General features: G+C 41.8%; 19 protein-coding genes. 4 read left to right on the plus strand and 15 right to left on the minus strand.

Annotated features, from left to right (window positions below):
- Nucleotides 1-41: 41 nt before the first annotated feature.
- The 3 genes from ACFIKQ_RS05015 to ACFIKQ_RS05025 are packed head-to-tail and all read left to right on the plus strand — an operon-like array spanning nt 42 to nt 810.
- Nucleotides 42-314 (plus strand): toxin HicA, encoded by a 273-nt coding sequence (locus ACFIKQ_RS05015; protein ID WP_012231065.1) that lies wholly within the window; start codon nt 42-44, stop codon nt 312-314.
- Nucleotides 304-621: a type II toxin-antitoxin system HicB family antitoxin gene (locus tag ACFIKQ_RS05020; RefSeq protein WP_007554230.1), complete on the plus strand. Its 318-nt coding sequence runs from the start codon at nt 304-306 to the stop codon at nt 619-621. The genes ACFIKQ_RS05015 and ACFIKQ_RS05020 overlap by 11 nt, the downstream gene beginning before the upstream one ends.
- A gap of 42 nt (nt 622-663) precedes the next feature.
- Nucleotides 664-810, plus strand: a complete 147-nt coding sequence (locus ACFIKQ_RS05025; protein ID WP_375656083.1) for a CopG family antitoxin — start codon at nt 664-666, stop codon at nt 808-810.
- Nucleotides 811-854: 44 nt separating this feature from the next.
- Here ACFIKQ_RS05025 and ACFIKQ_RS05030 read toward each other — a convergent pair whose 3' ends face one another.
- Together ACFIKQ_RS05030 and ACFIKQ_RS05035 are read right to left on the minus strand one after the other, a co-directional pair.
- Nucleotides 855-1,133, minus strand: a complete 279-nt coding sequence (locus tag ACFIKQ_RS05030) for a hypothetical protein (protein WP_375656084.1) — start codon at nt 1,131-1,133, stop codon at nt 855-857.
- Nucleotides 1,130-1,861 carry an antA/AntB antirepressor family protein gene (locus ACFIKQ_RS05035; RefSeq protein WP_375656085.1) on the minus strand — a complete coding sequence of 244 codons (732 nt, stop codon included), beginning with the start codon at nt 1,859-1,861 and terminating at the stop codon, nt 1,130-1,132. Before ACFIKQ_RS05035 ends, ACFIKQ_RS05030 begins: the two co-directional genes overlap by 4 nt.
- A 384-nt stretch (nt 1,862-2,245) precedes the next feature.
- On the opposite strand from ACFIKQ_RS05035, the gene ACFIKQ_RS05040 reads away from it, so the two are divergent.
- Nucleotides 2,246-3,088: a hypothetical protein gene (locus tag ACFIKQ_RS05040; protein WP_375656086.1), complete on the plus strand. Its 843-nt coding sequence runs from the start codon at nt 2,246-2,248 to the stop codon at nt 3,086-3,088.
- Nucleotides 3,089-3,115: 27 nt separating this feature from the next.
- On the opposite strand, the gene ACFIKQ_RS05045 is transcribed toward ACFIKQ_RS05040, so the two are convergent.
- The 13 genes from ACFIKQ_RS05045 to ACFIKQ_RS05105 all read right to left on the minus strand — a co-directional run bounded on the left by ACFIKQ_RS05045 (nt 3,116) and on the right by ACFIKQ_RS05105 (nt 12,732).
- Entirely contained in the window at nt 3,116-3,469 is a 354-nt protein-coding gene (locus ACFIKQ_RS05045; protein ID WP_375656087.1) for a hypothetical protein, read from the minus strand.
- Between the two features lies 1 nt (nt 3,470).
- The gene (locus tag ACFIKQ_RS05050; protein WP_375656088.1) at nt 3,471-4,547 is read right to left on the minus strand and encodes a major capsid protein; all 1,077 of its coding nucleotides are present in this window, start codon (nt 4,545-4,547) and stop codon (nt 3,471-3,473) included.
- A gap of 12 nt (nt 4,548-4,559) precedes the next feature.
- Nucleotides 4,560-4,928 (minus strand): head decoration protein, encoded by a 369-nt coding sequence (locus ACFIKQ_RS05055; RefSeq protein WP_375647668.1) that lies wholly within the window; start codon nt 4,926-4,928, stop codon nt 4,560-4,562.
- Nucleotides 4,925-5,305 (minus strand): hypothetical protein, encoded by a 381-nt coding sequence (locus tag ACFIKQ_RS05060; protein ID WP_375656122.1) that lies wholly within the window; start codon nt 5,303-5,305, stop codon nt 4,925-4,927. The genes ACFIKQ_RS05055 and ACFIKQ_RS05060 overlap by 4 nt, the downstream gene beginning before the upstream one ends.
- Nucleotides 5,188-6,258: a S49 family peptidase gene (locus tag ACFIKQ_RS05065; RefSeq protein WP_375656089.1), complete on the minus strand. Its 1,071-nt coding sequence runs from the start codon at nt 6,256-6,258 to the stop codon at nt 5,188-5,190. Before ACFIKQ_RS05065 ends, ACFIKQ_RS05060 begins: the two co-directional genes overlap by 118 nt.
- The gene (locus ACFIKQ_RS05070) at nt 6,248-7,792 is read right to left on the minus strand and encodes a phage portal protein (protein ID WP_375656090.1); all 1,545 of its coding nucleotides are present in this window, start codon (nt 7,790-7,792) and stop codon (nt 6,248-6,250) included. The genes ACFIKQ_RS05065 and ACFIKQ_RS05070 overlap by 11 nt, the downstream gene beginning before the upstream one ends.
- A complete protein-coding gene (locus ACFIKQ_RS05075) occupies nt 7,792-8,040 on the minus strand; it encodes a phage head-tail joining protein (RefSeq protein ID WP_375656091.1) in 249 nt (82 codons plus the stop codon). Before ACFIKQ_RS05075 ends, ACFIKQ_RS05070 begins: the two co-directional genes overlap by 1 nt.
- 3 nt (nt 8,041-8,043) lie before the next feature.
- Complete coding sequence (locus tag ACFIKQ_RS05080; RefSeq protein ID WP_375653066.1) at nt 8,044-9,972, minus strand: phage terminase large subunit family protein; 1,929 nt, start codon at nt 9,970-9,972, stop codon at nt 8,044-8,046.
- Nucleotides 9,965-10,546, minus strand: coding sequence for a hypothetical protein (locus tag ACFIKQ_RS05085; RefSeq protein ID WP_375653067.1), 582 nt, complete (start codon nt 10,544-10,546; stop codon nt 9,965-9,967). The genes ACFIKQ_RS05080 and ACFIKQ_RS05085 overlap by 8 nt, the downstream gene beginning before the upstream one ends.
- 368 nt (nt 10,547-10,914) lie before the next feature.
- The gene (locus ACFIKQ_RS05090) at nt 10,915-11,496 is read right to left on the minus strand and encodes a hypothetical protein (protein ID WP_375656092.1); all 582 of its coding nucleotides are present in this window, start codon (nt 11,494-11,496) and stop codon (nt 10,915-10,917) included.
- A gap of 3 nt (nt 11,497-11,499) precedes the next feature.
- Nucleotides 11,500-11,820, minus strand: coding sequence for a hypothetical protein (locus ACFIKQ_RS05095; RefSeq protein WP_375620509.1), 321 nt, complete (start codon nt 11,818-11,820; stop codon nt 11,500-11,502).
- A 319-nt stretch (nt 11,821-12,139) separates the two neighbouring features.
- A complete protein-coding gene (locus ACFIKQ_RS05100; RefSeq protein ID WP_005864994.1) occupies nt 12,140-12,535 on the minus strand; it encodes a type II toxin-antitoxin system HicB family antitoxin in 396 nt (131 codons plus the stop codon).
- Complete coding sequence (locus ACFIKQ_RS05105; RefSeq protein ID WP_007553727.1) at nt 12,532-12,732, minus strand: type II toxin-antitoxin system HicA family toxin; 201 nt, start codon at nt 12,730-12,732, stop codon at nt 12,532-12,534. Before ACFIKQ_RS05105 ends, ACFIKQ_RS05100 begins: the two co-directional genes overlap by 4 nt.
- Nucleotides 12,733-12,793 lie beyond the last annotated feature (61 nt).

Raw genomic sequence — 12,793 nt, forward strand, 5'->3', positions numbered from 1 at the left:
CTGTCCAATTAAGTGTATAAAATGATTGACTAGGATTAATAATGATACTATTATTGGTTATGAGCAATAAAGTTGAAAAAATAATCAGCTTGATGAAAGCGTCACCAAAGAACATCAAGTTTTCAGATTTGTTGGCTGTATGTGTCTATTTCTTTGGAGAACCGCGGAACAATGGTACAAGCCACTTTGTTTTTAAAACACCGTGGCTTGGTGATCCTCGTGTGAATATTCAAAAAGATTCTGGTAACAAAGCAAAAGCTTATCAAGTCAAACAAGTCTTACAAGCGATAGAAAGGATGAAACATGAACAATAATCATTATACATATCGTGTTTTGTGGTCGCAAGAAGATGAGGAATATGTTGGATTGTGTGCAGAATTCCCATCCCTTTCATGGTTAGACGTTCAAGCAGAAAAAGCTTTAAAAGGTATTATGGACCTTGTTTCAGAAGTTGTTGAGGATATGCAACATAATGGAGAAGAAGTTCCTGTGCCTTTGTCACATGGTAAATACAGTGGTAAGTTTCAATTAAGAATACCACCAGAACTCCATAGAAAACTTGCAATACAAGCCGCTGAAAATGGTGTGAGTTTAAACAGATACATTTCTTCTAAACTTTGAAGCGTTGAAAAATCTATGTGCACCAAAGGAAAATTAATTCTTATGAAAACCTCTAAATTAAAACAAATACCCGTTTTTAAGACGGATAAAGAAGCAGAAAACTTTGTCGATACTGCAGATCTTACAGATTATGACTTAACTGGTTTTAAACTCGTTCATTTTGAGTTCTTACCTAAAGAAGTCTCTTGACCACTCCCCATCTTAAGAACGGGGAGGGAAGATGTGTTTTTAAATTAAGCAACCTTTTTAATGGGGCTCTCTAAATCTGGTTCATAAGTTTGCAACAAAGAATCCATACGATGTGGAAGTTCTGAAGCTCCAAAATCTGTCAAAATTGCCAAGATTTTTGTAATATTGGGCACGTCATCTTGAAGCTTTAAAACCAGAGCATCTACGACCGATTCCATAACCTCAACTATAGCATTGCAGTCCTCATCTCCAATGCCTCGATGGTTAGAAAGCTTAAACAATGCCATCCACAAATCGCACAAAAAATCGATACTGCTATTCATTGCACACCCCCATGGATTTGTTCTCTCAAACATGCCAATCCTCTAGATGTGATTTTCGTTGAAGGGAGCACCTTTTCTGTACCATCCGGTCTTTGAATGGTAATAGCGGGACAATCCATGAATCCTTTCTTAATTTTGTCTTGATAAGGTAACAAAGGCGCCCCTGGAGCCCGTCGATACACCCAATCATGTTTACGCAAGTAATCCGTTAAGTCCTTTGGTCGTACCTCTAACATCTTTGCTGCTTCTATCAAACCAAACAAACCATCAGAGCGTTTTAAACCTTCCAAAGCTTCTGCTTTTGGTTCTAATTTAGCAATAACATGATCTTTTTGCTCTATTTGACTTTGTAAGTGATTCAAGACACCAAGCAATGCTTCCGGTTTGGAGTAGTCGACTTGCGGTGTTGCTACTTGTTTCAGAAGCCGTTCGCATTTGATAAAGTATTGACGCGCCTCATGCCCTTTGTCATTACGCTCTATCATCGAAAGATGTTTAGCCATGTCTAACGTAATGTGGTATTCTTTTACCTTTCCACCGCTTACTAAATTTTTAGTAAGCGTTATAAAGTTTATATTTTCCTGAAATTTACATTCTTTAATGCGATTTTTAATCCAATCATTAAAGCGAGCTTTTATTTCTAAAAACGTATGTAAATCACGCGCGTTAACAGTTTGAACAGTTTCCTGATCAATAACCTGTTCTCTAATTTCTATAAGAGTATTCATAATGAATTCCTTGTTGATAGATGTTTCTTAATGACACTTTAAAAAAGTGCCGGGTGCTAAGAAACACGGCAACAAGCCCGTCGTTATGCTTTCCCCCGAAAGGGTATTTTATGGCATAACCACACCCGACAAGACCAGTATACGCTATACGCATATAATGAGTCAAAGCCTTTACAATGTGCGGAAGACTGATTATTTCGGCAACCAATCCGCTTGTTGTTTTAAGGTGTTTCTTAGGCACCTGATTCGATTATTCATACTCCTGTCACAATGTCAATAAGTAATATTACATTTTTCTAAATTATATAAGTACGTCTTTACTTTATTTGTCGACTCACTTTAAATTTCCACTTTACTTTTTTATTTATAGCGGAGGGGGAGGTAATGCTGGATACCCTTGATACAATTGCAATGATCGTGTGCTTGTTATCATTGCCAATGATGATTGTCGGACTCGTTTTAGTATGTATAAAGAAATGGCGGAAAAACGGACTGAAAACTCTTGGTATTGGAGCTTTATTATTTATCGGCTCTGCGATAGTAGGTGCTTCTGTACACAAAGACAAACCAAATCAAATTACACACAATAATGAAATTGTTACCTCCTCCTCGACTTCGTCAATAGATGTTGCTACTCAAAACGAAAGCGTGACTCAGATACCAGCTGAGGATACTGATAAGCAAATTACCCCCTCTCAAGTTAACAAACCAGACAAAGATGATGGATTAGGCTTTTGGGGATGGGGGTTGTTAATAATCCTCACTTTTTCTGCTGGTTCCGCTTTATATAATTATTGTCTATACAGACGCAAAAAACATTTTGAACAACAAGTTGCGATGTTACAACCAGATATCCCTCCCTTTAATTTTTCCGAAGCATGTGAAATGTTTCAAGAACTTGATGCAAGTGAATATGATTATCGTCTAGCACCTAATGAAAAACTGTTGGGAGTTCAAGAATATGCTAATTTTGTTGGTAAACGTAGAGTAAATAAAATAGAACAAATGGTAGTTGTAGCACGTGGGCGTCTTTTGGTAACCGATCAAGCTATTGTGTTTGAAAGCTCTGAAAAGAATGAACGAACTACTTGGACGCGAATTGCATCAGTAGACATCACATATGAGGGATGTCGGGTTAATCGCCGCTCTGGTATACCATGGAACTACAAATTCACCGCTACTCCCCAATTTGCTGCAGTGGTTAGGGCTCTTGGGCAGCCTTATTGATTTTTAAACACACCAAATAAAGATGCTTCATTGTTTTATCTCCCGCAAGATAAGCTTATACATACCGGATTCTGAGGCTTGGACATCTGTGATCACGAAGTGCTCTTGAGAGGGGGCTTTGCTGTTTTCAGGGGAAATGATTACAACATTATCTTGAGGGTTTGGTGGTAATCCTCCAATGTCATTGATACAAAGATCAAGTTCCTTTCTTGCAATTGTCGTGGGGATTCTGCCACCAGCGTCCGATTCTGAATGCTTAATGGTGTAAATCGCTGTGATACGAAAAGATTGCTGGTTGTCCTTTCGCGTGTAGATGATGGGCTGCCCAAAAGTGTTGCGCACATCTTTAACCATTTGGTTTAGCAGCCCGTGCCATCGCATGTTATTTCGCTCCAATCACTGCTTTAAACAGCATTTCAGGGCGTGTGCAAATGTAAAGCGGATAGCTATAGACTTCAGGTTTTACCCATGCATTACGGTCGTGATCAACGATCAACATGGTGTAGAGAGGTTTTCCGACCGTGTTGGCAAAATCCAAGCTTTCCCCTGGTGCAAAGGTTTTTTGGAAGACACTAGGCGCATCAACAGGGAAGAATTGACATTCATCAGGCTTAATTCCTATGGCGCGCTTTGTTCCAGCCTTCGCACTTACATTATAGTTGTGGATACTCCGGTAATTAATGAAAGTGACACCAGCAAAGTCAAAACTGCCAAAGCTGCCCGAGCCAAGAGCGCTTGGTGTTGCAACACCTCCGGCGCTATTGAGTGTCTGTGCTAAGGCTGTGTTTAAATAGGTCTCCCGAATTGTTTTATGGTTTTTCAACTTGGAAAAGAATTCATTTCCACAAAGCCCAATAATCCGAGAACGATCAGAAAATGCTCCTTTTGAAGCCTCAATCATCCTCATAATGACCCGATCAACATTGTCAGCAACATTGGTTGTCTCAACATTTAGTTTAAAGTCAATGGGCTTTGGTGGTGTGATTTCCCATTCCTTGTACCAATCGACAATCACCGAGCCATCAGCATCAAGGACAACACCTTGAACAGCGCCAAGTTGCATATTTTCCCATGTCAATTCGATTTCAGAAATCAGTTTCTTTTGTTTTCTGGCAATATATTTCATTGCTGTCTCTAACTGATCTTCTGTGCCAAATTCACGACGGTTCTGGATTTCTTCTGATTTTACGGTATCACTTTTGGCAATCCGTGTTGTTTTGAAAAACCGAAGATTACGACCCTCTCTATCACCTTCTGCCAAAGGTGCGCCACGTTCACTGGTTTGAATAAGGGAAAATGTATTATCACGCCGTTCAATCCCAACCACTGTGGTACTGGTTTCAACTTCCTCAAAAAGATTAAGAGAGCTTACAAGACCAGGTTGAAACTCATAGTTTTCAATGGCTTTCATCATTGTGATGCTTGAGAAAGCATCATGTTTAAAAAAATTCATATCCATGTGTGCATTCTCCTATCGCAATAGAATGTTGTTCTTGTCTTCTAAAGACTGAATGGCTGCTTTCTTTTGCTCATCCGTGATGGCATCTGGCCATAGCAGTTCAGAAGCTTTTACAGTGCATAAGCGTGCTGTAATCACGGCGCGTTGATCTGCGCCTGTTGCGTCAATAGTGGCAAAAGAAATCCCTGCCGGTGTTTGACTGCCATCTGATGCTGCTGGATTAAGGGGGGCATAGTGTCCCGTTGCGGTTATCTTTCCCATGACAGTTCCCGCTTCAATGAATGCTCCTGATGCAAACACCACTTCTTCGTTTGACATGTCAGGGTCGTAGGGTCCAAGATAAGCGCCATTGCGTACGTCGTCATAAATAATATTCGTCATTTCACTGCCCTCCAAGCTGCTTCCCATTTTGCGTGAATCTTTGCCTTGCTCGTCCCATCACTATGAGGGGCATAAGGCGAGACTTTTAAAGACTCGCTTTGAGAGCTAGCAGCCGTCAACACACACTGGCGTGCTTTCTCGAGACTCATACCGTTTTGAATAGCTTTTGCTGCGTCAAAAGAAACGCCTAAGTGCTTTGCTTGCCTTTCAAGGGTTGTTAGTGCTTTTGCGCGCTTTCTTTCTTTTTCAAGAGCAGCTTTTATGTTTTCCTGCTTGGCCCCATTGTCTTCATCTTCATCTTCGTTTTCTTCGTCGTCGAAGTCTTCGGCGTTTTTGTCGACGTCACTATCGTCTTCGTCCTCTTCCTCGTCATTGATGATGTCGACGATCTTTTCGTCATCCTCTTCTTCAGCGCGGTATTGTGTGCGTGCCATGTGTTTTGTCCTTCTTTTGTTGTTGATGTTGGGTTTTGTGATATGGAATCCGTTAAGGCTTCCAAAGCTTGCGCAAGGGTGCCTTGCGCATCTGCTAATCCAAGTTTGAGAGCTTGGTTGCCTATAAAAGTTTCTGCTTTTGTGTCACGAATTGCAGCAGCATTTAAGCGTCTGTTTTGCGCCACCAAATCGACAAACATCTCGTAGAGCAGGGCGCAATCTGCTTGCATTTTTATCTGTGCTGTATCGCTCAAGGGTTCGTGAGGATTGCCATGAACTTTGTGATCACCTTCAAAGACAAAGGTCCATTTATGCCCGTGTTTTTCATCTGCACGGGATTGGTCAAGATGGGCGCAAACAACCCCAATCGAGCCCACAACCCCTGTACGAGCTACCCATATTTGAGAAGCAGCACAAGCAATGGCATAAGCCGCTGAACAGGCAAATTCATTGGCATGTGCCCAAATGGGCTTGTCGTATTGTTTTGAGAGTGTTTGAAACTCTTCAACTAAATCAAACACACCGCCGGCTTCTCCACCGCCGCTGTCAATATCAAGTAAAACAGCGCGAACATCAGGTTGTGCAATGGCTTCACGAAAAGAAGCCCTTAAACCTTCATAAGAGGTTAGCCCCGATAAAGCCCCAAGCCATGCGCCACGGCGCACAAGCGTGCCATGAACTGGTAGGATGGCAATATTGTTTTGTACTACATAAGTTTCAGGGGGTCTTAAAGCTTCTGTATCCCCTTGCGCAAAAGCCTTAGGGGGAAACTTTTCTCCCTCAAAAAGACGCGGCGCAAGAGCATTCAAAATGATATCAAGCTTTGTTGATGCAAGCATATGAGGAACACCAAAAAGCCGTGATGCCAAAAACGGCATGTCGAGATTATTCACCATTTGTATGTGCCTCACTGCCTTGGTTACTTTCATAAGTTTCAGAAGGTTCTGAATCTGCGGTATCAATTACTTGATTGCTATCAGAGGGCGCTGCCATATCCGTGTCAAAAGATAAGCCGCGCGCACGAGCGTCTGTGTGCTCTTCTTGCAGTTCGGCATGAATGCTGTCGATATCAAAGCCGCGCTCGGCAAGTGCCATGCGTCGTGTTTTCAAGCCTGCACGGATTTCTTCTTTTTCCGCTGAGATATCCTTGTTTGGATCAATCATTTCAAGCGGGGGCGCAAAGCTTTCACATTGAAGCCATGGCAAGGAATTTTCTTCCCACCCTGGCAAATTGACGCATCCAGAAAGCACTGCCATTTCAACAAAACGCTCCCAAACAATGCGGTTAAACTGAAAGGCAATGATATGTTCACGCCATTGTTTGACGTGCCGTCTAAACTGAATGATGGAGGTACGCACATTTGAAAAATTCCCCCGCGTAACGTCTCCAGTCACAACGGCATAAGGCATATTAAGTGCTGCACAAATTTTCAAGATATTGCGAAATTGAAAAGCCTCATAAGAGCCACCAACCTCAACAGGATTTGAGAATGTAACCTCTTTATTCTCTCCTAAATAAAGAGATGCACCGGGCGCAATGACAGGTGCTTTGTATTCTTCTTCAACGTTGTTTTTATCACGATTATCGGATAATTTTTCGACGTTTGGGGAACTGTCCTTGACAAACGCCGCGAAAAGAGCCGCCGTCCTTTTTCTATCGAGTTCTGCGTCGTCATAGGATTCGAGTTGAAAGATCTTTGTCATAGAGCGCGTTATTTTGGGAGAACCGCGCAATTGTCCGGCAATACGGCGCTCTTTGATATGAATGACCATTTCAGCGGGGACGCGCACGCGCTCTTGGCTCTCAAATGCCATATTTGCAGGGACATCATCATAGGGGTGATGTTCCCAGAAATGATAAGCAACGCGCTTACCACTGGCATTAAATTCAATCCCCATACGAATGTAATTGCCTTCAATCTCAGCAGGTCTATTGTAGGAAAGGTCCAACATTTCGGTGGGATAAACTTGCAATTGAAGAGGCACACCAGAGCGCCCGTAGAGATCAACATAATGCAATCTTACAAAGCACTCTCCGGTTAAAAAGACCTCTCGTGCAATGGTTGCTTGCAGCCCATAAAAGCTGGTATCTTCATCATAATCGGCTTCATCAACCCATTGCCACCATAAGTCTAAAAGCTTTTTCTTTTCTTCTTGAAAGCCTTCAATACGAGGATAAGGTTTAATCCCATCACTGACAGCCGCAGAGACCCATTCCTCCGTTGCAGACCCATAAAGAGATTCATTATCATAAAGCCATCTTGAACGGGCAACAATGGTATCACCGCATTCTTCAATTGCTTTATTGATATGTTTTTTTGCGGGGTCAAAACCACCCATGCGACGGCTTTTACTTGCAGCTTCAAAATGGGGATTGTGTTGACGAGAAATTTTAAAAAAGCCTGTGAGTTTATTGAAAAAACCAGCCATTAATAGCCTCGTGATATATTAAAATAGAAAACGCGTGAACGCTTGCGCCCTTCAAGGTTGGCTATTTGTGTATTGATCATCTCAAGCGCTCTGCGGAGTTCCTCAACAGAACGATTGCTTACTTGCTTATCGCCATGGCGCACCGATTGCGCTCCCGAATAAAGAGCTTCTTCAATTTGCTCACGCCGCCTTTTTAAGTTTTCAAGTCTGTCAATTTTGCTGTTAATTGGTTCTAAAGTTTCACCCACAAATTACCTCCAATCCCCTTGCATATAAGGATTCATCACCGTTCTGGATTGTTTCCTTTGAGGCTGTGCTGTCTGAGATCTTCTTGGAGCAGGAGAAGGGGCATGTCTTGGTGTTGGCTGCTCTAAAGAGCCTTCAATTTTAAGTTTTTCCAGACGCTCTTCTAAGATATCGACTTCTCGATTAAGGTTTATTCCTGCCGAAATCAGACCTTGTAAAGCAGCATAAGCATAGACCCTACAGTCCAAGGCTTCATTTCTTGCCTTTTCGCTTTTTTGCCATTCAATGCGCTTGAAGCCTTTAAAATATTTGATGACTTTTCTTTCAGCGGTTAGCTGGTCAAAATATTCCCGATCAAGGTTTTTGTGAAAGTGTGTTGCACCAGCACCCGATGCTTCAGGACCGGATTTTTTAAACCGTGCCGTGATAATATCTTTTGCTGCATCAACACCAACAATATAGAGATTGATCTGTCCTTTGTTGTTTCTACTTGGACGGCGCGGCCATACCGCACGCCATCCCGCTTGCCCCTTAATCCCCCAGATACGGCGTCCCTCACGCGGGCGCACGTAATTATAAACCGCTTGTGTGTGTCCACCACCGGTATCAATACAAGCAGCCGTTATCTTGATGCCATCTTTATAGCCTAGATGCGGCCAGCGTCTTGTAAGATATTCATCCAATTGGTCCCATACTTCAAAAGAAGAGGGATCACCAGGAATGACGTGATAATCAATATGCCAGCTTTCTTCACTGCGTCCCCATCCCACCACTTCAAGTTCTAAGCGGTCATTTTGCACATCAATACCCGCTGTTAACAACACGGCTTGTTCTGGTGCCAATGGATAATCTTCGCGTTTTGCATAGAGGCTATCAGGGTCAACAACTTCGCCTGTTCTGTCTTCCCATGGCTCTCCAAGCACTGTGTTGACAAAAGGCTGCAAAAGTGCCGGATCATCCTTGGCATCTAAAAACTCTCTTGCGCATTCCCCCCAAGTAAGCCAAGGTGAATAGAGTGCCGAAATATGGTAAGAACGCAAATTCGGTCTGCTTGATTCACTCGTAGGCACCCAGCACGCACCTCTTTCTTCACTCATGAGATCTGTTTTTCTGTGCTCAGCATGTTCATGACCACAATGTGCACAAACAAACACAGCTTTTTCGGGGGCGCCTTTTGGCCACTTAATTTGTGACCAAACAATGGGCTGTAGAACACCACATGCATCACAAGGGACATTGTAATATCGCTGGTCTCCTAGCACAAAATCCTTGGCGATACGGCTTGTGTCACGGTGTGTTGGTGTGGACAATTTAAAAATCTTTCTCTGCACAAAGGTTGAGGTTCGCTTTTCAGCAATCATCACCGGATCACCTTCGTTATCCACACTGAGAGGATAGGCATCCACCTCATCCAAAATCAGATAACGAATAGGCATGGAACGCAAACCAGCTGCACTGTTTGCTCCTGTAAGCATCAATGCACCACCATCAAACTCTTTCGAAAACATTGTATTACCGCTGTCGCGTGCCCGCGCTGGGGCAATGCGTTCGCTTAAAGCAGGGCTTGCCATAATCATTGGGTCAAGACGGGTTTTTGATAATTTCTTCGCTGTCTCAACCGTTGGCATCACATAAAGGGCAGGTCCCGGACTATAATGAATGGCATAACCGCAAAAGTTCAATCCTGCTTCTGACATGCCAATCTGCGCCCCTTTCATGACAATGGTTGTTTCAATTGGCACGTAAGAGGAAAGGTTATCCATGATTTCACGCAAATAAGGGGTACGCTTTGTTCTCCAAAGCCCAGGCTCAGCACTTGCTACGGTGCTAAGATACCTATTCTTGTCCGCCCATTGCGAAACCGTGTACGGTGGGTCTGGTTGTCGTGCGTCATTGGCATTGGCGAAAAATTCTTCGACTGCATTTTCATCCATTATTCGTTTCTTGCAAGTGCTCTAACTCTGGAGAATGAGGATCATGAAAAGGCACTGGAATATTAACCGCCTCAAGCAAAGCGGTTCTCATATAATAATCAATAGCACCAATAAGGCTGGCCGCATCACATCCAACTTGTGCAGCAATGCTTGCACCAAAACGATGAGGAAAATTCAACATAGCATCACGGTGCGCTCTTCCAAACTCACGCGCTGCCTTTTTCATTTCTTCTCGATCAACAGTGGTTTCGCGTAGTCGTTCAAGGGCAATCTTTTCGCTTTCAAGGGCAACTTGCATCCGCTCCAGTTTTATCTTGTATTCATTGGCTCCATCTGTGGAGGCTTGTTTGATCTTTGTTCGCGGTTGTCCATCAGGCGCTAAAAGTGAAGCAGGGCGCTTTGTTGGATTCTCATTCCAGATAGCTGTTGCAAGCGCTTCATTGACAGAACCATCTTCAAAAAGAGCTGCATCAAATTTACCTGTCTTTATCCGAGAAACCACCGCATTATGTGAAACACCCATCTTTTTTGCAAACGCACGAACCGATAGACCCTTACGCGTTTTCTTATTCATAGTTGCTCCTTGCCTTGATTTTTTTCTCATCTTGAGGAACGGGGCTTTCGGCGTACCAAGAAAGAAAGCTTTACATCACGAACTGAAAAACGGGCTTCAATGCGATAAGGAGACATTTTACATATCATACTGTACACACTAAAATCATTATTTATCAATAAGTTAAGTGTACAATGTACAGTCAATTTGAAAATTCTGTCGCTAGCGATAGTTCGCGCTCGCCTGCCCCGCAACAGACCCAACCCGCTGGGAAGTACCTTTTGCATTGATTTTATTGTATTTTTTCTGGAGAAAACCAAAGCGCAAGTGATAATCTGCTTTAAAAATTACAATTAAAGTGAGTAGTGTGTTGACATAGCTTAAGAGCATTATTTAGTTTTCTTATTGGCGGCATATTCTTGACGAGCAAGTTGGTACTGTATGTTGGCAATTAATCTCTCATTGGCTTTTTTTACAATAGTACTTGCAATTTTTGGCTTGGACATAACTCCAGCAATTGAGGGTCCTTCTTGTTTTGCAATAGGGAATTGATCTCCATCTGCTCTTTGAAAAACATTGTTTCCCATTTTTAGCGTAACACGCTTAGGAAATTTTCCACCGCAAATAAATCCATGGGGTAAGATTTCTTTTTTTCCAAACATTGTGTAAGTTACGCCGCGTTTTGTTTCTCTTGCTTGAAAAAATTTAAGAGGTATCGGTGTTCCAGAACCAATGATATCTGTCTCGAGAAGCTTTGCAGTAGCCTTTCCTTTAATATAAACGCCTTTTTTGACACGCTTTGATTGGGCAGATGTAACATCGGCAATTTGTTTTTCTGCAAAGCGTTCGACTTGTTTTGCAGAGGTATTTACAGCATTACGCAAAGCCCAATTAAGGCGTGGTGCTTGAAGATTGGTGAAGGTATCCTTCACCTGTTGAAGATACCATTTTTGGTGGATGATTAACTTCAACTTCTAAGCCTTTTTGGGGGTAGGTGTTGATGACTTAGAAGCTTTAGATGCTTTTGGCTGTTCGAGTGGAATTTCCTTTGTCACTGGTTCAGACGATGTTTGTACGGCTTCTTGTTTTATCTGCTTAATTTGTTCAACTGCCTTGTCTGTTTTTGCTGTTGTCTTGACTCCAATAAAAGGTTTTACAGCATTAGCGCGCTTGAGACGTGCGTAGACTTGATTGGAAACTTCAACAAATGGATTATTGGGTGTTGATGGTTCAAAGCGAACAGTGCTTTTATTGTCTCCAACAACACACATTGGCTTAGTGATGACAGCTTTCATCATTGCTCCTTTTGAGTCATAATTAATGACATCATTAGTCAAATATTGATTTTTATTCTGTGAAAAATTGATTAGCCAGAATTACCGAGAAAACAGGGCTTTCTAGCCACGTTTCAAGTTCACATTTTACTGAATTTTTAGGGGATATTTTTGAATTTTAGACACAATACGACCAGTGCCGTGCCGTCATTAAATACGATTTTTTACATCATGTCAACAAAAAAAATCATGATCTTGTATTTTTTTTATTTTTTTACCTAAATATGGTGTTTTTAGAAACAAAAAGGTATGTATTGACACAGCCAAAAAAGAAGAAAATCTAAATATTAAGCTCGTGACGCGCTGCTGTTGCCAAAAAAGCAGATCTTGTTAAACCTCTTTCTTGTGCACAATCATCAATTGCACGTAAGAGTCCTCTTTCAATAGATATATTCGTACGTACCACTTCTGCATCATTTTCAATAAATGGGACTTGTATTAAAAAAGCTCCTTCTGACAAAGCTGTTTTGACAGATTCCCGTTGTATGACTTCCTCAAATTTTGAAGGAATGGGCACTATATCTATATCTTCACAATAAAGTTGAAGTGCTTCTGTTGCGTTTGCGATTAAATTTTCTTCCTCATCAGCAGCAGAAAAAAGTCCCTCAAAATCAGGAAACTGAACACCAAAAGCAGAATCTTCATCTTTATGAACAAGAGCAAAAAATCTTTTCATTTTTCTTCTCCTTTTTTTAACCAACCTGCTTGTTGTGCGATAGAACGTGCTGTACCAATCGGAAGATTTTTTTTAGGATGTGGAACAATAACAACCTTACCATCTTTTTTTAATTTATGATGAGAACCTTTTACTTTGACAAGTTCAAAGCCATCACGCTTTAATTTTGCAATGATTTTTCGGCTATCTTGTTCCATTCCCTAAACTCATAATGTGTAAATATATACACATTTTAATGATTTTTCATCTGATGTCAAT

Origin of the sequence: Bartonella sp. MR63HLJHH, from assembly GCF_042194155.1 — a bacterium.
GTDB lineage: Bacteria > Pseudomonadota > Alphaproteobacteria > Rhizobiales > Rhizobiaceae > Bartonella > Bartonella grahamii.